Consider the following 22,593-nt stretch of genomic DNA (forward strand, 5'->3'; position numbering starts at 1 on the left):
CCCTCAGCCCAGCGCGACCAGTTGGTCGCCGCGCTGCTCCAGCAGCGTCGACCCGGCCACCGCGGGCACCACCGGTCCGGCGACATCAGGCCGCTGCAGCGGGACGTGTCGGTCGCCGGTGCCCGTCATCGGATCGAACACGTCGTAGCCGGAGCTGACCGGCACGAGCAACTGCCCGGCCATCACCGTCGCGGGCCCGACCGGCGCGTCCGGGCCGGACGCGGCGATCGTGTACTTGTACCGAAGATCGTTGGCGGAGAACACCATCAGTGCGTCCCCGGTCCACCAGGTGATCACGTCGCCGGCCCGCGACGACGTCGCGCCCGGGACCGGCTCACCGTCGACCACGGTGCTGTCGATCACCACGCCGGTGTCGTCGATGATGTCCACCCGGGGCTTCGGGGTCGGCACGTACAGCGCGGTGGCCGTGTCCGTCACCGCCACCACGCGGGCGCCGGTGCCGTCGGCCACACCCTTCTGCTGGACGTACTTGAGCTCCGGGGCGGCTTCGTCGTCGGACGGCCGCAGCATCGTCAGCCGCAGATCATCCTGGCCTTCGCAGGACTCCAGCACCGACACCGAACTGGAACTGGCCGCCGCGTCGACGAACCGGCACACCGGGGCGGCAGGCACGCCGGGATTGATCGGGGCATCCAGAGCGCCGTAGCTCAGCATCCGCACCATGTCCGAGCGCCACATCTCCAACCGGGTCTCCCCGGCGGACAGCACCGTGGTGCCGTCACCGGACAGCGTCACGTGCCGGTCGGCGTAGCTGGTGCGGGCCGGACCCCGCCTGCCGGTCTTGGCGTCGACGGTGCTGACCTGTCCGCACCCGCGGACGTCGGGGTAGACCGCGACCGCGTAGTTGTAGACCCAGGTGACGCCGCACAGCTCGCGATCGCGGGCATAGCTCCACAGCGAGGCCCCGGTGATCGGGTCGCGGCCCTCCATCGCACGGCCGTCGCCGGTGACGACAGTGCCGCCGACGACCACCGGTGCGGAGGTCTTCGCGCTGGGCGCTGCCCACTGCTCTTCGAGCGAATCAGGTACGGCCGCAGCCGGTTTCAGGCTGGGAACGGGTTCCGCGGCGGGACGGCTGACGGTGGCCCTGGCGTCGCTGGTCCACCACACGACGACGGCAACCAGGACGACGACCGCAGCGATGGCCGCGGCCGCCACCAGGTCCGCCCGAGTACGGCGTTCGGGTCTGACCAACGGAGTCGGGTCAGTTGGTGCCGGTGCCCGCGGCGGCAGCCTTGCCGGGCCTGCGGCGCCGACGACGACGGCCGGACCGCGCACCGGCCTCACCTGACTCGGTGCTCGCGTTCTCGGTCTCCGGCGCTGCCTGCTCGGTCGTGCCCTCGGGGTGGCCGCTGACCGCCTTGCCCCCGCGCGTCCGGCGCCGGGTGCGGTTGCGCGCCGGCCGCTCGCCCGTCTCACGGGGCTCGCGGGATTCACGGGATTCACGGGATTCACGCTTGGGCTTGTCCGACGAGCGTGCCTTGCCGACCGTGCCGCCCGCATCTGCCGGGATGTTGAGTTCCTCGTAGAGGTGCGGCGAGTTCGAATACGTCTCGGCGGGGTCAGGGGTGTCGAGGCCCAGCGCCTTGTCGATCATCGTCCAGCGCGGCAGCTCGTCCCAGTCGACCAGGGTGACCGCGATGCCGGTCTTGCCCGCGCGGCCGGTGCGGCCGATGCGGTGCACGTAGGCCTGCTCGTCCTCGGGGATCTGGAAGTTGATGACGTGCGTGATGTCGTCGATGTCGATACCCCGAGCGGCCACGTCGGTGGCGACCAGCACGTCGACCTCACCGGTGCGGAACGACTTCAGCGCCTTCTCCCGCGCGCCCTGTCCCAGGTCGCCGTGCACGGCGCCGACCTTGAAGCCGCGCTCGGCCAGCTCGTCGGCGACCTTCTGCGCGGTGCGCTTGGTGCGGGTGAAGATCATCGTCGCGCCGCGGCCCTCGGCCTGCAGGATACGGGCGACCATCTCGACCTTGTCGAGCGCGTGCGCACGGTAGGCGAACTGCTCGGTGCTGTCGTGCGTGGCCGACGAATGCGGCGCCTCGGCGCGGATGTGCGTCGGCTGGGTCATGAACGTGCGGGCCAGCGTGATGATCGGATCCGGCATGGTGGCCGAGAACAGCATGGCCTGGCGCTTGGCCGGGATCTGCTTGAGGATCCGCTCGATGTCGGGCAGGAAGCCCAGGTCGAGCATCTCGTCGGCCTCGTCGAGGACGAGCACGCTGAGTCCGCCGAGCTGCAGGTGGCCCTGCTGGGCCAGGTCGAGCAGCCGGCCCGGGGTGCCGACGACGACGTCGACGCCCTTCTGCAGCGCCTCGATCTGCGGCTCGTAGGGGCGTCCGCCGTAGATTGCGGTCACCGTCAGCTTGCGGGTGTCGTCGGCCATCAGGTGCTTCGACGCGCCGACGAGGTCCTCGTAGACCTGGATGCAGAGCTCACGGGTCGGGACGACGATCAGGGCGCGCGGGATGCCGGTCAGTGGCCGTTCGGTGTCGGTGGTGATCCGATGCAGCAACGGCACGCCGAAGGCGAAGGTCTTGCCCATGCCGGTGCGGGCCTGGCCGATCAGATCGTCGCCGGCCAGTGCCAGCGGCAGGGTCAGCTCCTGGATCGCGAAGGCGTGTTCGATACCTTGCTCAGCGAGTGCGCGGACGATCTCGTCACGTACTCCGAGCTGGGCGAATGTGGGGTTTGGATGTGTAGTTACGGGTGTCATGCTCGGGAAACGAAGCCTTTCACTTATTCCTCATGCGTTCCACGCGCGCACGAGTTGTGAAGAGAACTTCGCCGGGCCCTGCGCTGAGGAGGCGGGCCGCCGCGTGCACGCACATTTCTTAGGTGTCTGCGGCCAGAGCGGTCGGCGAATGGTTCGATCCGTCGGCACCTGCGCCGACACCGGGTCCCATGGTAGCCGGTCGAGCCCGCTGGAGCCGCATCGCCGGGCCCGGAGTCTAGAGTTGGTCCATGTCTTCGACGTCCTCAGCGGCCGCTGAATCCGCCCGCGCGAGCGAGCCGGAGGAACCGGCGGGGTCGCGCGTCTCGTCCGGGCATCCCGGCATCAACGAGCTGTTCGCGCTGCTCGCCTACGGTGAGGTCGCGGCGTTCTACCGCCTCACCGAGGAGGCGCGGATGGCGCCGAACCTCAACGGCCGGATCAACATGGCCAGCATGGCGGCCGCCGAGATGAACCACTACGAGGTGCTGCGCGACGCGCTGGCGCGCCGCGGCGTGGACATCGTCCCCGCGATGACGAAGTACGCGTCCGCGCTGGAGAACTACCACCGCCTGACCACGCCGAGCACGTGGCTGGAGGCGCTGGTCAAGACCTATATCGGTGATGCGCTGGCCGCCGACTTCTACCTGGAGATCGCCGACGTGATGCCCGCCGACGTGGCCCACGTCGTGCGTTCGGTGCTGTCGGAGACCGCGCACTCGCAGTTCGTGGTGGCCGAGGTGCGGGCCGCGGTGACGGCCAGCGACCGGCAGCGGCACCGGTTGGCGCTGTGGTCGCGGCGGCTGCTGGGCGAAGCGATCACCCAGGCCCAGTACGTGCTGGCCGAACACGACGAGCTGGTTGAGCTGGTGATGTCGGGCGGCGGACTGTCGCACATGACCGACTTCTTCGACCGGCTGCAGCAGACCCACGCCAACCGCATGCAGGAGCTCGGCCTCGCCTGACCGAGCGTGTCTTCGCGCCGAAATCGCATTCCGTGCGGTCCTGAGTCGAAGAACGCCGCGCGGAATGCGATTTCGGCGGTGAGGGTCAGCGGGTGCAGTTCGTGATGATCGAGTTGTTGTTCTGCGCCGCGATCAGCGAGCCGTTGGCGTCCAGGATCGCGCAGTTGAGCTGACCGGACACGCTGGTCGCGGTCACCGAGCTCAGCGCCACCCCCGGATTGAGCACCAGCGTCTTCGACCACGGCAGCGCAACGTTCACGTCGGTCTTCAGCGCGCCCTGCTCGTCGGTGTAGATCACGGTCACCAGGTCGAGCAGCTGGCGGTTGCCCGTGATGCGGTAGGTGACCGTCCCGGCGGCGGCCGCGGGCGGCGGCGGCGCGGCCTGCGGTGCGGGCAGCACCGGAGCGGGCACGGTCGGGGCCGGTGTGGGGATCTCGGCGGTCGGGGTCACGGTGGTGACGGTCTCGGCCGGCAGCGAAGGCGCCGCCGCGGCGGGCGCGCGGGGCACCGGTGCGGCGGACGGTTCCGGGGCCGAACTCGACGGCACCGGGGCGGCCACGGTCGCCGACACCGATCCGCTGTCGCCGCCGCCCAGGATCATGCTCACGCCGATCACCGCGACGAACAGAACGGCGCCGGCCACGCCCGCGATCCACATCCAGCGGCGGTCCAGCTTCTCCTCGTCGAGGTAGTCGTCGTAGTCCTCGACGCCGTCGTCGGCGCCGCGGTAGTCCCCGGGGAACGGGGGTAGCGCGTCGGTGTCCAGATCGCCGTAGTGATCCGGGTCGTCATCTCGGTAGCTCCCGTAGGAGCCGTATCCACGGTCGCCCCGAGGGCTTCGGATCCGCTCGGTCGGCGTCAGGGAATACGGTGAATTCGCGGTGTATGGCCTGTTCATGCAGCTGTCCCAGTCGTCTTTTCCGATTTCCCGGCCGATGCTACTGAGGCAGAAGTGACGGATGGGACGGACGCGCCTGCCCCGCGGTCACGGTCGGGACTCGGTTCGGTCGCTGCGGCGTTATTGCCCCCGCGCGGCCTGCGCGCGATTTCGCCCATCGCGTACGCGGGTCCCGACACCGCCTCAGCGGGCCGACGTCCACTAGCCTCCTTGGAGTACGAGCACACGAACAGAAGGGTTCCCACCGTGGAGGTCAAGATCGGTGTCACCGACAGCCCGCGCGAGTTGATTCTGGCCAGCGCGCAGACGCCGGCCGAGGTGGAGAAGTTGGTCACCGACGCGCTGAGCGGAGATCCCAGCGTGCTGGCTCTCACCGACGAGAAGGGTCGCCGGTTCCTGGTGCAGTCCACCCGGATCGCTTACGTCGAGATCGGCGCCGCCGACTCGCGTCGGGTCGGATTCGGCGTCGTCGGCGCAGAGGTCGCCAAGGGCTAGCTGGGCGTCACAGACGACGTGGCGCCGAAACTGCATTCCAGTAGCGAACGTTCGCGAGAACGCCTACGCAGGTGCAGTTTCGGCGCGCGCTCGGTTCAGGACCGCGTCAGCGGAACATGCGAGAGGCCGCCCCAGATGAACTGGACGGTGCCCTCGACGGCGTCGTCCTTGTCGATGGGGCGCTCGTTGTTGAGCCAGTAGCGCGCCGAGTCCACGCTGATGCTGACCAGGCCGACCGCGATCATCCGCGCACGGTGCGGCTCCAGCCCGGAGTCATGGCTGATCAGATCGAACACCGCATCGGTGCACGACTCGGTGGCGACCTTGACCTGCGCGGCGACCTGAGGCTCGGTCACGTAGTCGTTCTCGAAGATCAGGCGGTAGCCCTGACCGTCGTGCTCGATGAAGTCGAAGAACGCCTGCACGGCCGCGCGGACCCGCTGCCGGTTGTCGGTGGTGGTGCGTAACGCCTGGCGCACGCCCGAGACCAGGTTGTCCACGTGACGCTGCAGCACCGCCAGGTAGAGCTCCACCTTCGACGCGAAGTGTTGATAGAGCACAGGTTTGCTGACGCCGGCGCGGTCGGCGATCTCGTCCATGCCGGCGGCGTGATAGCCGCGGTCGACGAACACCTCGCTGGCTGCGATCAAGAGCTGGCCGCGCCGCTCGTCGCGAGGCAGCCGGTTGCCCCGCCGGGCTGCGCCGGAGGGGGCTGCGCCGTTCGCCGGCTTACCCCCTCGTCGCTGCGCCGTCCTGGCCAGTTCGCTCATCAGAACCTCGAGATCTACGGCCGGCCCGACCGGCGTCTGGAATTCGCTCGCACTGACATTACTACCGTTGGCCGACCCTACGCGTACGGACAGGTGTCACATCGCTGCACACGCGGGACCCCGGTGTTTGCGGACCTCAGGTGGCGCGCCAGAGCGGCTTGTCCTTCGCGCTGTGACATCCTGTTCCGGTGGCCTACGACTCCCGCACGCGAGGAGGACCAATGGGTCCTGAGCGGCGCGGAGACGGCCGCGTCCCGGTGCTACGCGACGATCGGCGCGAGCCGCTGCGCGCCCAGCGGGACCCGCTGGCCGAGCAGCCGGGCCGGATCCGGTCGAACCGCGACGAGCACAAGCGCTGGCGCAAGCAGACCTGGATCGGCCGGTTCGTCTCGACATACGGGTGGCGGGCCTACGCCCTACCGCTGCTCGTCGTGCTGACCGGCGTCGTCCTCTACCAGACGATCGCCGGCACGAGCGCCCCCCAGGCGGTCGAGGACGAGGGGCCCGTGCAGGGACCCCCGACGATCGGCGTCCCGAGCACATCCATCGTCGGCGCCCCGCCCAAGGGTCTGACCCAGTTCGACGCCAACCTGCCGACCGGGATCCTGCCCGACGGCGGTCCGTTCACCGAGGCCGGCGCGCGCACCTGGCACGTCGTGCCCGGTGCCACCCCGCAGGTCGGGCAGGGCACCACCAAGGTGTTCACCTACACCGTCGAGGTCGAGGACGGCCTCGACACCACCACGTTCGGCGGCGACGACGGGTTCGCCCGGATGGTCAGCGAGACCCTGGCCAACCCGAAGAGTTGGACCCACAACCCTCAGTTCGCGTTCACCCGGGTCGACGCGGCCTCCGGCATCGTCCCCGACTTCCGGGTGTCGCTGACCTCCCCGATGACGATCCGTGACGGCTGCGGCTACGACATCCAGCTCGAGGCCTCCTGCTACAACCCGGCGTTCGACGGCCAGCCGCGGGTGTTCATCAACGAGGCCAGGTGGGTGCGCGGCGCGGTGCCGTTCCAGGGCGACATCGGTTCCTACCGGCAGTACGTGATCAACCACGAGGTCGGCCACGCCATCGGCTACCAGCGTCACGAGCAGTGCCCCGCCAACGGCGAGCTGGCGCCGATCATGATGCAGCAGACGTTCTCGACCAACAACACCGACGCAGCCAAGTTCGACCCCGGGACCGTCACCCCGGACGGGCACACGTGCCGCTTCAACCCGTGGCCGTACCCGATCGCCTAGCAGCCCCACGACCGGCCGGGAAGCGACGGGCCCTCGTTGCTGTTGGAAGCCGTACCTGCTGAGATGGTCTGACAGCCAAACCAAGGAGAATTTCGGTGTCGACACCGTTGCCGCCGCTGGTCGAGCCAGCGGCTGAACTCACCCGCGAAGAGGTGGCGCGCTACAGCCGCCACCTGATCATTCCCGACCTCGGCCTGGACGGGCAGAAGCGGCTGAAGAACGCCCGCGTGCTGGTCATCGGCGCCGGCGGGCTGGGTTCACCCACCCTGCTCTACCTGGCCGCGGCCGGTGTCGGCACCATCGGCATCGTCGAGTTCGACGTCGTCGACGAGTCCAACCTGCAGCGTCAGATCATCCACGGCGTGTCCGACATCGGCCGGTCCAAGGCGCAGAGCGCCAAGGACTCGATCGCCGAGATCAACCCGCTCGTCGACGTGGTGCTGCACGAGTTCCGGCTGGAACCCGACAACGCGGTGCAGCTGTTCGAGCAGTACGACCTGATCCTGGACGGCACCGACAACTTCGCCACCCGGTACCTGGTCAACGACGCCGCCGTGCTGGCAGGCAAGCCCTACGTATGGGGGTCGATCTACCGGTTCGAGGGCCAGGTGTCGATCTTCTGGGAGGACGCCCCGGACGGTCTGGGCCTGAACTACCGCGACCTGTACCCCGAGCCGCCGCCGCCGGGGATGGTGCCGTCGTGCGCCGAGGGTGGCGTGCTGGGCATCCTGTGCTCGTCGATCGCGTCGGTGATGGGCACCGAGGCGATCAAGCTGATCACCGGTATCGGCGAGCCGCTGCTGGGCCGGCTGATGGTCTACGACGCGCTGGACATGACCTATCGCACGATCAAGATCCGCAAGGATCCGTCGACGCCCAAGATCACCGAGCTCATCGACTACGAGGCGTTCTGCGGGGTGGTCTCCGACGAGGCCGCCGAGGCCGCCGCCGAGTCGACGATCACCCCGCGCGAGCTTCGGGAGCTGCTGGACTCGGGCAAGCCGCTGTCGCTGATCGACGTCCGGGAACCCGTCGAATGGGATATCAATCACATCGAGGGCGCGGAGCTGATTCCCAAGGGCGCGTTCGAATCCGGTGAAGCGCTGGCCAAGCTGAAGGTCGACCGGACGCCGGTGTTCTACTGCAAGACCGGGATCCGCTCGGCCGAGGTGCTCGCCATCGTCAAGAAGGCCGGGTTCTCCGACGCGCTGCACGTGCAGGGCGGGATCGTGGCCTGGGGCAAGCAACTCGAACCCGACATGGTGATGTACTAACGCCGGGTTTGCCGTCGCGGCAATTAGGCTGTGCCGGTGACCGCCGAGCGACCGCCAGAGCACGTCCTCACAGCCTTCGGGCTGTCCGGAGTGCAGCCTGCGCCGCTGGGATCCAGCTGGGAAGGCGGATGGCGCTGCGGCGAAGTGGTGCTGTCGATGGTCGCCGACCACGCGCGCGCCGCGTGGTCGGCAAAGGTGCGCGAGACGCTGTTCGTCGACGGGGTGCGGCTGGCCCGGCCGGTGCGCTCGACCGACGGCCGGTACGTGGTCGCGGGCTGGCGCGCCGACACCTATGTGGCGGGGACGCCTGAACCGCGCCACGACGAGGTCGTCTCCGCCGCGGTGCGGCTGCACGAGGCCACCGCGAAACTGGAACGGCCCCGGTTCCTGACCCAGCCGCCGGTCGCTCCGTGGGGCGACGTCGACGTGTTCATCGCCGCCGACCGGGCGGCGTGGGAGGAACGGCCGCTGCACTCGCTGCCACCGGGAGCGCGGGTGGGGCCGGGCACGTCCGACGGGCAGAAGTCCATCGAGCTGATCAACCAGCTCGCGACGCTGCGCCGCCCGACCAAGAGCGCCAGTCAGCTCGTGCACGGCGACCTCTACGGCACAGTCCTTTTCGCGGGCACCGCAGCTCCCGGTATCACCGACATCACGCCGTACTGGCGACCGCCGGCCTGGGCCGCCGGGGTGGTCGTGGTGGACGCCCTGGCGTGGGGCGAAGCCGACGACGCGCTGATCGAGAGGTGGTCGGCGCTGCCTGAGTGGTCGCAGATGCTGTTGCGCGCGTTGATGTTCCGGCTGGCGGTACATGCGCTGCACCCGCGGTCGACGGCCGCGGCGTTCCCCGGTCTGGCCCGCACCGCGGCACTGGTGCGGCTGGCGGTCTAGGCTCCGCCGCCGCGGAATAGCATTCCCGGCTGCGATCCGGCTCCGGTCACGACCCTGGTTTCACGCTCGCGACTCAGAACGCGTGCCGGTACTCCCGCAACGGCACCCGGCCGTCGACGGCCAGCACACCTTCGGCGCGCAGCCGCTCCAGCTGGCGGGTGGCCAGGTGCGCGGCCGGTCGGCCCGACGCCGAGATCACCCGGTGCCACGGCAGATCCGAGGAATCGGTACGCATGATCCACCCGACGATGCGCGCGCTGGAAAGACCCGCGGCCTCGGCGATGTCACCGTAGGTCGCCACCGAGCCCGACGGAATGCCCGCGACGAGCCCGCGCACCGCCTCGACCTGTTCGTCGGTGATCGCGGCCATGCTCAGCTCAGGTGGTCGCGAATCACCGCAGCGGTCTCGGCCGGCATTGCCAGCGGCACCATGTGGTCGCAGTCCCATTTCAGCAGAGTGAAATTCGGTCCGAGCCCGGCGTCGAGCGCGGCGATCAGCCCGTCGCCGGCGTACGGCGGGTCGGTGCGCTGTGCGCGCACCAGCGTCGTCGGGGTGCCGTCGCGCGGCACCGGGGCCGCGCGCGTCAGCTCGCTCCAATAGCACAGCATCGCCGGGATGCTGATGCGCCAGCCGACCCGGCCGTCGGCCTGATCGACGAGGTGCTCGTCGAGTTCCCGGTCCAGCTCGTCCTCGGCGACCTCGCCCCAGGAGCCGCCGACCTTCTCCGCACGCGCCTCGGCCCGGTCGGTGTAGTCGGGGGAGCGGTACATGTCCTCGGCGACCTCCCGCATCCACCGGCCGTCCAGGCCCACCGCGGGATCCAACAGCACGAGGCCGGTGATCAGGTCGGGCCGCAGCGCGGCGAGATTCAGCGCGATCGCGCCGCCGAAGGAGTGGCCGACCACCACCACCGGGTCCCCGCCCTCGGCGTCCAGCAGGGCGGCCAGCGCCGCCACATTGGCGTCGATCGTCCACGGCGCGTCCCACGACGAGCGGCCGTGCCCCAGCAGATCCGGGGCGATCGCCGGCACGTCGGCCAGGTGCCGGGTGAACAGGCTCTCCCAGCGCTTGCCGTGTCCGGTCAACCCGTGGATGGCCAGCACCCGGGCAGGTCCGGGCGGTCCGAAACGGTAGGTGCACAACACATCGGTCACAGGTGCAGATGCTGCCAGGTGGACGGGGCCGGGGTCCATCGAAGCGGGGTTGTCGGACCCCCGTGATCTGATTCGTGCATGTCCGCGCCGCACACCGAACTGACGCCCGAGGCCCTGACCCGACGCGACGTGCGGGGCACGGTCCGGGTGCTGGGCGGGCCGGGCACCGGCAAGAGTGCGCTGCTGGTGGGCACCGCCGCGGCCCATATCGAAGCCGGCCGCGACCCGGAATCGGTTCTGCTGCTCACGGGTTCGGCGCGGTTGAGCGCCAGGGCCCGGGCCGCGGTCACCACGGCGCTGCTGGGCGCCGGAGGTCGCAGTGCCGTGCGCGAGCCGCTGGTGCGCACCATCCACTCCTATGCGTTCGCGGTGTTGCGGCTGGCCGCGCAGCGCAACGGCAGCCCGCCGCCGCGGCTGATCACCAGCGCCGAGCAGGACGGCATCATCCGCGAGCTGCTGGCCGGAGACCTCGAGGACGGCGACGCGTCACCGGTGCGCTGGCCGGTCCGTCTGCGGCCCTCGGCACCGTCGGGTTCGCCACCGAACTGCGCGACCTGATGGCCCGCTGCAGCGAGCGCGGCGTCGATCCGCTTGCGCTGCAACGCCTCGGCCGCGCCGCAGGCCGGAATGGCAGGCCGCGGGCCGGTTCGCCCAGGCCTACGAGCAGGTCATGCTGCTGCGCGCGGCGGTCGGCATGGCCGCCCCGCAGGCCACGGTGCCCGCGTTGGGGGCCGCCGAACTCGTCGGCGCGGCGTTGGAGGCCTTCGCCACCGACGCCGACCTGCTGGCCGCCGAACGCGCGCGGGTGCAACTGCTGCTCGTCGACGACGCCCAGCACCTCGACCCGCAGGCCGCACGCCTGGTCCAGGTGCTGGCCGCCGGCGCCGAGACGACGGTGATCGCCGGTGATCCCCATCAGACCGTGTTCGGCTACCGCGGCGCCGACCCCGCACTGCTGCGCGGCGACGGGCCGGCGCTGACGTTGACGGCGTCGCGCCGGTGCGCGGCCCCGATCGCGGACGTGATCGAGGCGGTGGCGCGGCGGCTGCCCGGCGCGGGAACCGGGCGGGAGTTCGTCGGCACCGATTCGCCGGGCTCGGTCGCGGTCCGCATCGCGGCCTCGCAGCACGCCGAGTCCGCGTTGATCGCCGATGCGCTGCGGCGGGCGCACCTGGTCGACGGCGTGCCGTGGTCACAGATGGCGGTGATCGTGCGCTCGGTGCCGAGGACCGGCGCCGCGCTGGGCCGCGCGCTGACGGCGGCCGGCGTGCCGGTGGACCTGCCGCACAACGATTCCGCGCTGGCCGACCAGCCGGCGGTGCGGGCGCTGCTGACGGTGCTGGAGGCGACGGCCGACGGGCTCGACGGTGACCGCGCGCTGGCACTGGTCACCGGACCGATCGGACGCGTCGACCCGGTGTCGCTGCGCCAGCTGCGGCGGGCGCTGCGGCGCGCGGCACCGGAGAACGCCGGCGGTTTCGGCGAGCTGCTGGTCGACGCGCTGCGGCGCGACCGCCACACTCTCGCCGACGAGCAGGCCCGTGCGCTGCGCCGGGTGTCCGCTGTGCTGACCGCTGCCCGGCGCAGCGCCGAACAGGGCAGCGACCCGCGGCACACGCTCTGGCAGGCCTGGCACCGGTCCGGTCTGCAGAAGCGCTGGCTGGCCGCGGTCGAGCGCGGCGGACCCGCAGGCGCGCAGGCCGACCGCGACCTCGACGCCGTCACCGCGATGTTCGACGTCGCCGAGCAATACGTGACCCGCACCGCCGGGGCGTCGCTGCGTGGCCTGATCGACCACATCGGCGCGTTGTCGCTGCCGCCGGCCCGCTCCGCCGAGCATGCGCCGGAGGCGGTCGCGCTGCTCAGCGCGCACTCCGCGCTGGACCGGGAGTGGGAGTTCGTGGTGCTGGCCGGGCTGCAGGAAGGGTTGTGGCCCAACGTCGCCCCGCGCGGCGGGGTGCTGGGCACTCAGCAACTGGTGGATGTGCTCGACGGGGTCGTCGACATCGGCCAACGCGCGCTGTCGAGCAGGGCGCCGCTGCTGGCCGAGGAGCGCAGGCTGCTCATCGCCGCCATCGGCCGGGCCCGCAGCAGGCTGCTGGTGACGGCGGTCGACAGCGATTGCGGCGACGACGCGATGCTGCCGTCGTCGTTCTGCCAGGAGATCGCCGCGCTGGCCACCGAGTCGGATCCGCCGCCCGCGGCGCCGATCCGCGCTCCGCGGGTGCTGGCGCCGTCGGCTGTCGTCGGGCGGCTGCGCGCGGTCGTGTGTGCGCCGCCGGACACCGCCGATGACACCGAACGGGCCTGCGCGGCAGCGCAGTTGGCGCGGATGGCCGAGGCCGGAGTGCACGGCGCGGACCCGGCGTCCTGGTACGGCGCGCGGGGACTGTCCAGCGACGAACCGCTGTGGCAGGACGGCGACCACGTGGTGACGCTGTCGCCGTCGACGCTGCAGATGCTCTCGGACTGCCCGCTGCGCTGGCTGCTGGAGCGCCACGGAGGGTCCCGCGGCCGTGATGTGCGTTCCAGCCTGGGCTCGCTGGTGCACGCGCTGATCTCCGAGTCCGGGCGCACCGAGTCACAGTTGCTCACCGGGCTGGAGAAGGTCTGGGAGGAACTGCCTTTCGACGCGCAGTGGCACGCCGACAACGAACGGGCCCGGCACCTGGAGATGCTGAGCACCTTCCTGCGGTGGCGGGAGGACACCCGCGGCGAACTCACCGAGGTGGGCACCGAGGTGGAGGTCGACGGTGAGGTCGGTGCCGCCGATGGTGAGCTGCCGGCCGTGCGGGTTCGCGGGCGGTTGGACCGGCTCGAACGCGACAGCGAGGGCCGACTGGTCGTGATCGACGTCAAGACCGGAAAGAGCCCGGTGAGCAAGGACGACGCCCAGAGCCACGCACAGTTGGCGCTCTACCAGCTGGCGGTCGCGGCGGGCCTGCTCACCGAAGGTGACCAGCCCGGGGGCGGGCGGCTGGTCTACCTCGGCAAGACCACCGGTGGGGGCGCCACCGAACGGCATCAGGATCCGATGACCCCCGACGGTCGCGCCGAGTGGGAACAGCAGGTCCACCGCGCCGCCGCGGCGACGCAGGGTCCGCAGTTCGTGGCCAGGGTCAACGACGGCTGCGCGCACTGCCCGGTCCGTACCATGTGCCCGACCCAGAACACCAGGAGCGACGCATGACCGGTCCCCGCTACAGCCCTGCCGAACTCTCCAGGGCCTTGGGTCTTTTCGAGCCCACCGACGAGCAGGCGGCGGTGATCTCGGCCGAACCGGGGCCGCTGGTGGTGATCGCTGGTGCCGGCGCGGGCAAGACCGAGACGATGGCGGCGCGGGTGGTGTGGCTGGTCGCGAACGGCTACGCACGTCCGGGCGAGGTGCTCGGGCTGACGTTCACCCGAAAGGCGGCGGGACAGCTGCTGCGCCGGGTGCGCGCCCGGCTCGCGCGGCTGGCCGGGGCGGGGCTGATGCTTCCCCCGGGCAGCGGCGACCTCGCCGACGATCCCGTCACCATCAGCACCTACCACGCGTTCGCGGGAAACCTGTTGCGCGAGTTCGGGCTGCTGCTGCCGGTGGAGCCCGACACCAGGCTGCTCGGGGCAACCGAGTTGTGGCAGTTGGCTTTCCGCGTGGTGTGCGAGCATCCCACGGCGCTGGACACCGAGAAGTCGCCGGCCTCGATCACCGACATGGTGCTGCGGCTGGCCGGGCAGCTCTCCGAGCATCTGGTCGACACGGCGCAGCTGCGCGACACCCACCTCGAACTGGAGCGGCTGGTGCTCACGCTGCCTGCCGGCCGGTATCAGCGCGACCGCGGCCCCAGCCAGTGGCTGCTGCGGATGCTGGCGACCCAGACCGAGCGCACCATGCTGGTTCCGCTGATCGACGCGCTGCACCACCGGATGCGTGACGAGCGGGTGATGGATTTCGGCATGCAGATGGCCTCGGCGGCGCGACTGGCCGAGCAGTGCCCGCAGGTCGGTCAACAGCTGCGGCAGCGGTACCGGGTGGTGCTGCTCGACGAGTACCAGGACACCGGGCATGCGCAGCGGGTCGCGTTGTCCTCGTTGTTCGGCGGCGGCGCCGACGACGGGCTGGCGTTGACCGCCGTCGGGGATCCGATCCAGTCGATCTACGGCTGGCGCGGAGCCTCGGCGACCAACCTGCCGCGCTTCACCACCGATTTCCCGTTCTCCGACGGCACCCCGGCGCCGACCCTGGAACTGCGCACCAGCTGGCGCAACCCGCCGGAGGTGCTGCACCTGGCCAACGAGGTGTCGGGCGAGGCCAGGCACCGCTCGGTGGCGGTGCGCGCACTGCAGCCACGTCCCGGCGCCGAACCCGGCAGTGTGCGGTGTGCGCTGCTGGGTGACGTCGAGACCGAACGGGAATGGGTCGCCGACCAGATCGCGTCCCGTTGGCACGGCGGGATCGAGGCCGACGGGGCCGCGCCGACAGCCGCGGTTCTGGTGCGCCGCAACGCCGATGCCGGACCGATGGCCGAGGCGCTGGGCCGGCGCGGGGTCCCGGTCGAGGTGGTGGGCCTGGCCGGGCTGTTGGCCGTGCCGGAGGTCGCCGACGTGGTCGCGATGCTGCGGCTGGCCGCCGATCCGACCGCGGGCGCGGCAGCGGTGCGGGTGCTGACCGGGCCGCGGTGGCGGCTGGGTGCGCGCGACGTGGCGGCGCTGTGGCGGCGTGCGGTCAGCCTGGTCGACGGCGGAGGCTCCGCACCGGATACGGACGCGGCGACCGCGCAGATCATCGCCGCGCTCGGGCCCGACGCGGACGCGGCCTGCCTGGCCGACGCCATCTGCGATCCCGGCCCGGCCACGGCCTACTCGGAGGCGGGGCACGCCAGGATCGTCGCGCTGGGCCGTGAGTTGACCGCGCTGCGGGCGCACCTGGACAGCCCGCTGCCGGAGCTGCTGGCGGAGGTGCGGCGGCTGCTGGGCATCGACGCCGAAGTGCGGGCCGCCCAGCCCGTCTCGGCGGGATGGTCGGGCACCGAACACCTCGACGCCTTCGCCGACGTCGTGGCCGACTTCGCGTCGCGGGGCGCGACCACGGTGTCGGCACTGCTGGCCTACCTCGACATCGCCGAGCAGGTGGAGAACGGGCTGGCGCCGGCCGAGGTCACCGTGTCCGCCGAGCGCGTGCAGATCCTGACGGTGCACGCGGCCAAGGGGCTGGAATGGCAGATCGTGGCCGTACCGCACCTGTCCGGGCGGATCTTCCCGTCCACCGCGTCGCCGCGCACCTGGCTCACCGATGCCGCCGATCTGCCGCCGCTGCTGCGCGGTGACTGCGCGGCGGTGTCCGAGCACGGCGTGCCGGTGCTCGACACCTCCGATGTCAGCGATCGGAAAGGGTTGTCGGACAAGATCTACGACCACAAGCGCAGCCTGGATCAGCGGCGCACCGACGAGGAACGCCGCCTACTGTACGTGGCGATCACCCGCGCCGAGGACACGCTGCTGGTGTCCGGCCACCACTGGGGCGCCACCGAGTCCAAGCCGCGCGGCCCGTCGCAGTTCCTGGTCGAACTCAAGGACGTCATCGACACGTCCGACGCGGCGGGCACGCCGTGCGGCATCGTCGACGTGTGGGCCGAGGCCCCCGCCGAAGGGGAGTCCAACCCGATCCGGGACCGGGTCGTGGAGGCCGTGTGGCCGGCCGATCCGCTGGCCGGCGCCCGCACACCGACCGTGGGGCCGAGCTGGTCGCCACGGCCATGGCCGCAGCGCCGCAACCCGACCAGATTCCCGACGTCCACGGCTGGGCCGCCGACGTCGACGCGCTGCTGGCGGAGCGGGAGCTGGCCGCCCGCCGGCCGCTGCCGCGTCTACCGCAGCAGCTGTCGGTCAGCGCGATGGTCGAACTCGGGCGTGACCCCGAAGCGGTCGCCGCGCGGTTGCAGCGTCGGCTGCCTCGCCGGCCCGATTCGCAGGCGTTGCTGGGCACCGCGTTCCACGAATGGGTGCAACGCTACTTCCAGGCCGAGAAGCTGTTCGACCTCGACGACCTGCCCGGGGCGGCGGACGCCGACCGGGACGACCGCGGCGAGCTCGAGGAGCTACAGAACGCGTTCGCGGTGTCGCCGTGGGCGGCCCGCACGCCGGTCGACGTCGAGGTGCCCTTCGACATGATGCTTGCCGGGCGGGTGGTGCGGGGCCGCATCGACGCGGTCTTCGCCGACGACGACGGCGGGGTCACGGTGCTGGACTGGAAGACCGGCGAGCCGCCGGCGACCGACGAAGAACTGCGGCACAACGCCATTCAGCTCGCCGTGTACCGGCTCGCATGGGCCCGACTGCACGGGTGCCCGGTGGGTTCGGTGCGCGCGGCGTTCCACTACGTGCGGTCCGGGCGCACGGTCATGCCGGCCGACCTGCCCGACGAGGACGCGCTGACCGCGCTGCTGACCGAGGCGGCCGACGAGCAGGAGGTCGCTCAGCTGTCGCGGTAGACCTTCCACGCCTGCCTGATCATCGGGACCTGCAGCGGCAGGCGGGCAATCGCACCGACCCGCATCGGGAGCGTCTTGGCCGGGTCGTTGAACCAGAGCCGGACCATGTTCACGTTGCCGGGGAACACCCCGACGAACAGCGCGATCGCCGACAGCGCGCCGGCCCTGCGGGTCTTGGGGGCCAGCAGCAGAGCGCCGACACCGATCTCGGCGACGCCGGAGGCGTAGGTGTAGAAGCGCTGGGTGCCCGGAAGTTCCTCGGGCACGATCGAGTCGAACGGTTTCGGAGCGGCGAAGTGCAGGATGCCCATACCTATCAGCCAGGCACCCATCCGGGCGCCGCGTGATGACTTGGTGATCTGCTGCAGTGCCGTGGAGGGCGTGGCCATGATTACATTGTGCTGGTGCGGCTGCCTCACCCCCTGACCGGCCCTCGTGGCTGAAGGACGTTTGCGCCGGCGGGTGCGCCGGTTTGATCAGTCGCTGGCCGACATGCCGGTCCATGCGCTCACCGATCGCGTCCAGATCCCGACCGAGACGGTCAGCCCGGCGCGCCGGATCACCGTCCGCGTCATCTACGCGACGGCGGCGTTGTTCGCCGCGGTGTTGATCGTCTACATCGACCGCGACGGATACCGCGACGTCCAGGACGACCAGCTGTCGTTCCTGGACTGCTTCTATTACGCGACGGTGTCACTGTCGACGACGGGCTACGGCGACATCACGCCGGTCACCCCGGGGGCGCGCCTGGTCAACGTCTTGATCATCACGCCGCTTCGGGTGGCGTTCCTGATCGTGCTGATCGGCACCACCGTCGAGACCCTCACCACGCAATCGCGTCAGGTCTACCAAATCCAGCGTTGGAGGAGCAGATTGCGTAACCACATCATCATCGTCGGCTACGGCACCAAGGGCCGCACCGCTGCCGCGGCGATGGTCGGCGACGAGATCGCTCCCGGCGACATCGTGGTCGTCGACGAGGACGCCGCGGCACTGGAGCGCGCCAAGAGTGCGGGGCTGGTCACGATCCGCGGCAGCGCGACCGACTCCGAGGTGCTGCGCCTGGCCGGCGCCCAGCACGCCAAGACCATCATCGTCGCCGCCAATCGCGACGACACCGCGGTGCTGGTCACGCTCACCGCCCGCGAGCTCGCCCCGAAGGCCAAGATCATCGCTGCGGTCCGCGAGACCGACAACGAACATCTGCTCAAGCAGTCCGGCGCGGACTCGACCGTGGTGACCTCGGAGACCGCGGGCCGTCTGCTCGGCATCGCCGTGCAGACCCCCAGCGTGGTCGAGATGATGGAGGACCTGCTGACCCCGGACCGTGGGTTCGCCATCGCCGAACGCGAGGTGAGCCCGAAGGAGGCCGGCGGCTCACCGCGCCACGGCACGGACATCGTGCTCGGCGTGGTCCGCGGCAACAAGCTGATCCGCGTCGACGATCCGAAGGTCGACGCACTGGAGTTGGGGGACCGGTTGTTGTATATCCGCCCAGCAGACGAGGACCGATGAGCGCTTGCGCGAAGAGCAGAAGGAACCGATGAGCGCTTGCGCCGCGACGAGCCCTTGGGCGAGGAGCCGTGGATGAAGAGCAGAAGGAACCGATGAGTCCCGGCTTCCGGCTGCGTCAGGTGCCGCTGCTGTCCAGGGTGGGCGCCGACCGTGCCGACACGTTGCGCACCGACATCGACGCCGCGGTCGCCGGCTGGGCCGATGCGCTACTGCTGCGCGTCGACCGCCGCAACCAGGTGCTGATCTCCGGCGGCCGGGCGGTGCTGAACCCGGCCGTGTCCGCCGGTGCCCACCCGCCCGAGAACGCCGTGTTCCTCGGCAAGCTCGCCGACGGCAGGCACGTGTGGGCGTTGCGCTCCGAGCTTGAGCCGCCGGAGGACTCCGACGCGCCGCTGGAGGTGCTCGACCTGCGCCGGACCGGCGACGTGTTCGACGACGTCAGCGCCCAGCTGGTGGCCACCGCGACCGCGCTGCTGAACTGGCACGACAACGCCGGCTTCAGCCCGGTCGACGGCGCACCGACCACGCCGATCAAGAGCGGCTGGGCGCGCGTCAACCCGGTGACCGGGCACGAGGAGTTCCCGCGCATCGACCCGGCGGTGATCTGCCTGGTGCACGACGGTCACGACCGTGCGGTGCTGGCACGCCAGGCGGTGTGGCCGCCGCGGCTGTTCTCGATCCTGGCCGGGTTCGTCGAGGCGGGGGAGTCCTTCGAATCGTGTGTCGTCCGCGAGATCGCCGAGGAGATCGGGCTGGCCGTCACCGACGTCGAATACCTCGGCTCTCAGCCGTGGCCGTTCCCGCGGTCACTGATGGTCGGTTTCCACGCGGTCGGCGACCCCGAGCAACCGTTCTCGTTCAACGACGGTGAGATCGCCGAGGCCGGATGGTTCACCCGCGCCGAGATCCGCGAAGCGCTGGCACAGGGCGACTGGGGTTCCGGCGGTGCGTCACGGCTGCTGCTGCCCGGGTCGATCTCGATCGCCAGGGAGATCATCGAGTCCTGGGCAGCGCTGGATTGACCTAACCGGCCAGCTTGGCCTTAACCTGCTTGATGCTCGGATTGGTCAGCGTGGAGCCGTCGGGGAACTTCACGGTGGGCACGACGTGGTTGCCACCGTTGACCGACCCGACGAACTCTGCGGCGGCCGGATCCGTCTCGATGTCGACCTCGGTCCACCGGATGCCTTCGGACTTCAGCGCGGTCTTCAGGCGCGAGCAGTAGCCGCACCACGTGGTCGTGTACATGGTCAAAGTGGCATCGTCGGAGCTCATAAGCCATTCAACGTAGCCGACGCGCCAGACATGCCCGTCCCGAGGTCCGCGGTTGTCGGGGCACGCTGACATGATGGTCGCCATGTCCCTGACGGCCTCCCGCGACCGGCTGCTGGGCGACCTCGACGAGGAACAGCGCGAAGCGGTCCTCGCGCCCCGAGGTCCGGTCTGCGTACTCGCAGGCGCCGGCACCGGCAAGACCCGCACCATCACCAGGCGCATCGCCCATCTGGTGACCGCCGGACATGTGGCGCCCGGCCAGGTTCTGGCGGTCACGTTCACCCAGCGCGCGGCGGGGGAGATGCGGGGACGGCTGCGCGCGCTCGCCAGCGACGAAGGGGGCCCCTCCACCGAGTCGGTGCAGGCGCAGACCTTCCACGCCGCCGCGCGGCGCCAGCTGGCCTACTTCTGGCCGCGCGTGGTCGGCAGCACCGACTGGCAACTGATGGACAGCAAGTTTGCTGTCGTCGCGCAGGCCGCCAACCGCGCCGGTCTGCCGACCGGGACCGACAACGTGCGCGACCTCGCCGGTGAGATCGAGTGGGCCAAGGCGTCGCTGATCACGCCGGAGGTCTACCCGCAGACCGTCGCCGAGGTCAGCCGCGACATCCCGTTCGACGCCGAGAAGATCGCCGCGGTCTACGCCCACTACGAGAGCCTCAAGGCCCGCCGCGACGATCTGGTGCTGCTCGACTTCGACGACCTGCTGCTGCACACCGCGGCCGCCATCGAGAACGACGTCGCGGTGGCCCAGGAGTTCCGCGACCGGTACCGCTGCTTCGTCGTCGACGAGTACCAGGACGTCACCCCGCTGCAGCAGCGCGTCCTCGACGCCTGGCTGGGCGGTCGCGACGACCTGACCGTGGTGGGTGACGCCAACCAAACCATCTACTCGTTCACCGGCGCGTCGCCGCGCTACCTGCTCGACTTCTCGCGGCGGTTCCCCGACGCCGCGGTGGTGCGGCTGGAACGCGACTATCGATCCACCCCGCAGGTGGTGTCGCTGGCCAACCGCGTCATCTCCGCGGCGCGCGGCCGGATGGCGGGCAGCAGGCTGCACCTGATCGGGCAGCGTCCCCCCGGACCGGAACCGATGTTCCAGGAGTATCCCGACGAGGTCGCCGAGGCCACCGCCGTCGCGCGCAGTATCGGCAAGCTCATCGAATCCGGCACTCCCGCAGCCGAGATCGCGGTGCTCTACCGCATCAACGCGCAATCGGAGGTCTACGAGGAGGCGCTGACGGAGGCCGGCATCGCCTTTCAGGTGCGTGGCGGTGAAGGTTTCTTCAGCCGCCAGGAGATCCGGCAGGCACTGCTGGCGCTGCAGCGCGTCGCCGAGCGCGGCCAGGGCGAGGCCGCGCTGCCCGAGCTGGTGCGGGCCGCGCTGGAGCCGCTCGGCCTGACGGCGGAGCCCCCGGCCGGCGTCAAGGCCCGGGACCGTTGGGACGCGCTGACGGCGCTGGCCGAACTCGTCGACGACGAGGTCGCCCAGCGTCCGCACCTGGACCTGCGGGGGCTGTTGGCCGAGCTGCGGCAGCGCGCCGACTCCCGCCACCCACCCGTCGTGCAGGGTGTCACGCTGGCCTCGCTGCACGCCGCGAAGGGCCTGGAGTGGGACGCGGTGTTCCTGGTCGGGCTGGCCGACGGCACCCTGCCGATCAGCCATGCGCTCTCGCACGGTCCCGACAGCGAGCCCGTCGAAGAGGAGCGACGGCTGCTCTACGTCGGAATCACCAGGGCGCGAGCGCATCTGACGCTGAGCTGGGCGCTGGCCCGCAACCCCGGCGGCAGGCAGGGGCGCCGCCCGTCACGGTTCCTCAACGGCATCGCGCCGCAGTCCCAGCGCGACGACGGTCCGAGCAAGCCGCGCAGGCAGCGCGGGCCCGCTCCGCGGTGCCGGGTCTGCAACGCGGCGCTGTCCTCGCCGCCGGCGATCATGTTGCGCCGCTGCGAGACCTGCCCGTCCGACATCGACGAGGAACTGCTCTCCGCGCTCAAGGACTGGCGGCTGCGGATCTCCAAGGAGATGAGCGTGCCCGCCTATGTGGTGTTCACCGACAACACGCTGATCGCGATCGCCGAGACCCTGCCCACCGACGACGCCGCGCTGGTCGCCATCCCGGGGATCGGCGCACGCAAGCTGGAGCAGTTCGGCCCCGACGTCCTGAGTCTGGTCAAAGGCCGCCAAAAATCGTAAAGATCGCGCCAAAAGCGCTGGTCAAAATTCCGTTGCACGATTTGGCTGCTAGCCTTTAGCCTCAGAACACGCAGACCACGGCTTGTGCGAGAGGGGGGTGTCCAACATGATCAGCAACGGTTTCTCTGTCTCCGACGTAGTTGCAGCCGGCATGTCGCGGACCCTTCCCGCCCAGTTCTGGGCTCGTCCCGCTCATCCCATTGCCGCCAAGGCCGTCGCCGCGCCGCGTAAGCGCCGCGCCGCCGCCCACGCGGTTGCGTCCGTGAGGGGCCACCTCTAGGTAGAGCCCCGAATCGCCCTCCAGGCCACGGACCCGCAACACGGATCCGTGGCCTTTGTCATTCCTGGTCACCGATCCCGCAACAACTCCACATTCGAGCATCAACGACCAGGAAGCAGAGGACCGACATGTCTTCGCCGACATGTGAGAAGACGACGACCGCGGTGCCGTGTCACGTCGAGGACCCGGATCTGTGGTTCGCCGAGGATCCGCGGGATCTGGAGCGCGCCAAGGCATTGTGCGCCGATTGCCCGCTCCGGCGGGAATGCCTCAACGCCGCGCTGCAGCGTCAGGAGCCGTGGGGCGTCTGGGGCGGCGAGATCCTCGACCGGGGTACGGTCGTGGCCCGTAAACGCCCCAGGGGCAGGCCCCGTAAGGACACGAAAGAGACTGTGGCCGCGTGAGATTCAGCCGGCCTCGA

The 22,593-nt window shown here is 70.7% G+C and carries 17 protein-coding genes and 2 pseudogenes; 11 read left to right on the forward strand and 8 right to left on the reverse strand.

Annotation, left to right across the window (positions count from 1 at the left end):
- Positions 1-3: 3 nt before the first annotated feature.
- Complete coding sequence (locus C6A87_RS07620; protein WP_311116685.1) at positions 4-1,215, reverse strand: hypothetical protein; 1,212 nt, start codon at positions 1,213-1,215, stop codon at positions 4-6.
- A 10-nt stretch (positions 1,216-1,225) separates the two neighbouring features.
- Positions 1,226-2,740, reverse strand: coding sequence for a DEAD/DEAH box helicase (locus C6A87_RS07625; RefSeq protein ID WP_311116686.1), 1,515 nt, complete (start codon positions 2,738-2,740; stop codon positions 1,226-1,228).
- Positions 2,741-2,988: 248 nt separating this feature from the next.
- On the opposite strand from C6A87_RS07625, the gene C6A87_RS07630 reads away from it, so the two are divergent.
- Positions 2,989-3,702 (forward strand): ferritin-like fold-containing protein, encoded by a 714-nt coding sequence (locus tag C6A87_RS07630; RefSeq protein ID WP_311116687.1) that lies wholly within the window; start codon positions 2,989-2,991, stop codon positions 3,700-3,702.
- A gap of 85 nt (positions 3,703-3,787) precedes the next feature.
- Here C6A87_RS07630 and C6A87_RS07635 read toward each other — a convergent pair whose 3' ends face one another.
- Positions 3,788-4,600 carry a hypothetical protein gene (locus C6A87_RS07635; protein ID WP_311116688.1) on the reverse strand — a complete coding sequence of 271 codons (813 nt, stop codon included), beginning with the start codon at positions 4,598-4,600 and terminating at the stop codon, positions 3,788-3,790.
- Between the two features lie 246 nt (positions 4,601-4,846).
- Here C6A87_RS07635 and C6A87_RS07640 point away from each other — a divergent pair, with 246 nt between their 5' ends.
- Complete coding sequence (locus tag C6A87_RS07640; RefSeq protein ID WP_003929204.1) at positions 4,847-5,095, forward strand: DUF3107 domain-containing protein; 249 nt, start codon at positions 4,847-4,849, stop codon at positions 5,093-5,095.
- Positions 5,096-5,190: 95 nt separating this feature from the next.
- Here the strand turns inward: C6A87_RS07640 and C6A87_RS07645 are convergent, their stop codons facing one another.
- Positions 5,191-5,865, reverse strand: coding sequence for a TetR/AcrR family transcriptional regulator (locus C6A87_RS07645; protein ID WP_311116689.1), 675 nt, complete (start codon positions 5,863-5,865; stop codon positions 5,191-5,193).
- Positions 5,866-6,086: 221 nt separating this feature from the next.
- Between C6A87_RS07645 and C6A87_RS07650 the strand changes: the two genes are divergently transcribed.
- The 3 genes from C6A87_RS07650 (at position 6,087) to C6A87_RS07660 (ending at position 9,277) form a co-directional block, all read left to right on the forward strand.
- Positions 6,087-7,112 carry a DUF3152 domain-containing protein gene (locus C6A87_RS07650; protein WP_311116690.1) on the forward strand — a complete coding sequence of 342 codons (1,026 nt, stop codon included), beginning with the start codon at positions 6,087-6,089 and terminating at the stop codon, positions 7,110-7,112.
- A 95-nt stretch (positions 7,113-7,207) separates the two neighbouring features.
- On the forward strand, positions 7,208-8,386 hold the full coding sequence (gene moeZ, locus C6A87_RS07655) for an adenylyltransferase/sulfurtransferase MoeZ (RefSeq protein WP_311116691.1): 1,179 nt from the start codon (positions 7,208-7,210) through the stop codon (positions 8,384-8,386).
- 36 nt (positions 8,387-8,422) lie between these two features.
- Positions 8,423-9,277 (forward strand): TIGR02569 family protein, encoded by an 855-nt coding sequence (locus C6A87_RS07660; protein WP_311116692.1) that lies wholly within the window; start codon positions 8,423-8,425, stop codon positions 9,275-9,277.
- Positions 9,278-9,350: 73 nt separating this feature from the next.
- Here C6A87_RS07660 and C6A87_RS07665 read toward each other — a convergent pair whose 3' ends face one another.
- Together C6A87_RS07665 and C6A87_RS07670 are read right to left on the reverse strand one after the other, a co-directional pair.
- A complete protein-coding gene (locus tag C6A87_RS07665; protein WP_311116693.1) occupies positions 9,351-9,647 on the reverse strand; it encodes an MGMT family protein in 297 nt (98 codons plus the stop codon).
- A 2-nt stretch (positions 9,648-9,649) separates the two neighbouring features.
- Positions 9,650-10,432, reverse strand: a complete 783-nt coding sequence (locus C6A87_RS07670; RefSeq protein ID WP_311116694.1) for an alpha/beta fold hydrolase — start codon at positions 10,430-10,432, stop codon at positions 9,650-9,652.
- A gap of 78 nt (positions 10,433-10,510) precedes the next feature.
- On the opposite strand from C6A87_RS07670, the pseudogene C6A87_RS07675 reads away from it, so the two are divergent.
- Both C6A87_RS07675 and C6A87_RS07680 read left to right on the forward strand, forming a co-directional pair.
- A pseudogene (locus tag C6A87_RS07675) lies at positions 10,511-13,622 on the forward strand (ATP-dependent helicase).
- Positions 13,619-16,905: pseudogene (locus tag C6A87_RS07680) on the forward strand (ATP-dependent helicase). Before C6A87_RS07675 ends, C6A87_RS07680 begins: the two co-directional pseudogenes overlap by 4 nt.
- On the opposite strand, the gene C6A87_RS07685 reads toward C6A87_RS07680, so the two are convergent.
- A complete protein-coding gene (locus tag C6A87_RS07685; protein ID WP_311116695.1) occupies positions 16,890-17,294 on the reverse strand; it encodes a hypothetical protein in 405 nt (134 codons plus the stop codon). The pseudogene C6A87_RS07680 and the gene C6A87_RS07685 sit on opposite strands and share 16 nt — an antisense overlap.
- Before the next feature lie 46 nt (positions 17,295-17,340).
- Here C6A87_RS07685 and C6A87_RS07690 point away from each other — a divergent pair, with 46 nt between their 5' ends.
- The gene (locus C6A87_RS07690; protein WP_311116696.1) at positions 17,341-18,420 is read left to right on the forward strand and encodes a potassium channel family protein; all 1,080 of its coding nucleotides are present in this window, start codon (positions 17,341-17,343) and stop codon (positions 18,418-18,420) included.
- Positions 18,421-18,512: 92 nt separating this feature from the next.
- On the forward strand, positions 18,513-19,442 hold the full coding sequence (gene nudC / locus C6A87_RS07695) for an NAD(+) diphosphatase (RefSeq protein ID WP_311117849.1): 930 nt from the start codon (positions 18,513-18,515) through the stop codon (positions 19,440-19,442).
- 1 nt (position 19,443) lies between these two features.
- Here the strand turns inward: nudC and mrx1 are convergent, their stop codons facing one another.
- A complete protein-coding gene (gene mrx1, locus C6A87_RS07700) occupies positions 19,444-19,695 on the reverse strand; it encodes a mycoredoxin Mrx1 (protein ID WP_003929192.1) in 252 nt (83 codons plus the stop codon).
- A gap of 82 nt (positions 19,696-19,777) precedes the next feature.
- Here mrx1 and C6A87_RS07705 point away from each other — a divergent pair, with 82 nt between their 5' ends.
- Positions 19,778-21,892: an ATP-dependent DNA helicase UvrD2 gene (locus C6A87_RS07705; RefSeq protein ID WP_396837021.1), complete on the forward strand. Its 2,115-nt coding sequence runs from the start codon at positions 19,778-19,780 to the stop codon at positions 21,890-21,892.
- Positions 21,893-22,300: 408 nt separating this feature from the next.
- A complete protein-coding gene (locus C6A87_RS07710) occupies positions 22,301-22,576 on the forward strand; it encodes a WhiB family transcriptional regulator (RefSeq protein WP_311116697.1) in 276 nt (91 codons plus the stop codon).
- Positions 22,577-22,593: the final 17 nt, after the last annotated feature.

It is taken from the genome of Mycobacterium sp. ITM-2016-00317 (genome assembly GCF_002968295.1).
Lineage (GTDB): Bacteria > Actinomycetota > Actinomycetes > Mycobacteriales > Mycobacteriaceae > Mycobacterium.

Coding starts and splice junctions, on each gene's coding strand:
- C6A87_RS07625 (WP_311116686.1), bottom strand. CDS start 2,740: ATGACACCCGTAACTACACATCCAAACCCCACATTCGCCCAGCTCGGA.
- C6A87_RS07705 (WP_396837021.1), top strand. CDS start 19,778: ATGTCCCTGACGGCCTCCCGCGACCGGCTGCTGGGCGACCTCGACGAG.
- C6A87_RS07630 (WP_311116687.1), top strand. CDS start 2,989: ATGTCTTCGACGTCCTCAGCGGCCGCTGAATCCGCCCGCGCGAGCGAG.
- mrx1 (WP_003929192.1), bottom strand. CDS start 19,695: ATGAGCTCCGACGATGCCACTTTGACCATGTACACGACCACGTGGTGC.
- C6A87_RS07685 (WP_311116695.1), bottom strand. CDS start 17,294: ATGGCCACGCCCTCCACGGCACTGCAGCAGATCACCAAGTCATCACGC.
- C6A87_RS07645 (WP_311116689.1), bottom strand. CDS start 5,865: ATGAGCGAACTGGCCAGGACGGCGCAGCGACGAGGGGGTAAGCCGGCG.
- C6A87_RS07635 (WP_311116688.1), bottom strand. CDS start 4,600: ATGAACAGGCCATACACCGCGAATTCACCGTATTCCCTGACGCCGACC.
- C6A87_RS07650 (WP_311116690.1), top strand. CDS start 6,087: ATGGGTCCTGAGCGGCGCGGAGACGGCCGCGTCCCGGTGCTACGCGAC.
- nudC (WP_311117849.1), top strand. CDS start 18,513: ATGAGTCCCGGCTTCCGGCTGCGTCAGGTGCCGCTGCTGTCCAGGGTG.
- C6A87_RS07665 (WP_311116693.1), bottom strand. CDS start 9,647: ATGGCCGCGATCACCGACGAACAGGTCGAGGCGGTGCGCGGGCTCGTC.
- C6A87_RS07710 (WP_311116697.1), top strand. CDS start 22,301: ATGTCTTCGCCGACATGTGAGAAGACGACGACCGCGGTGCCGTGTCAC.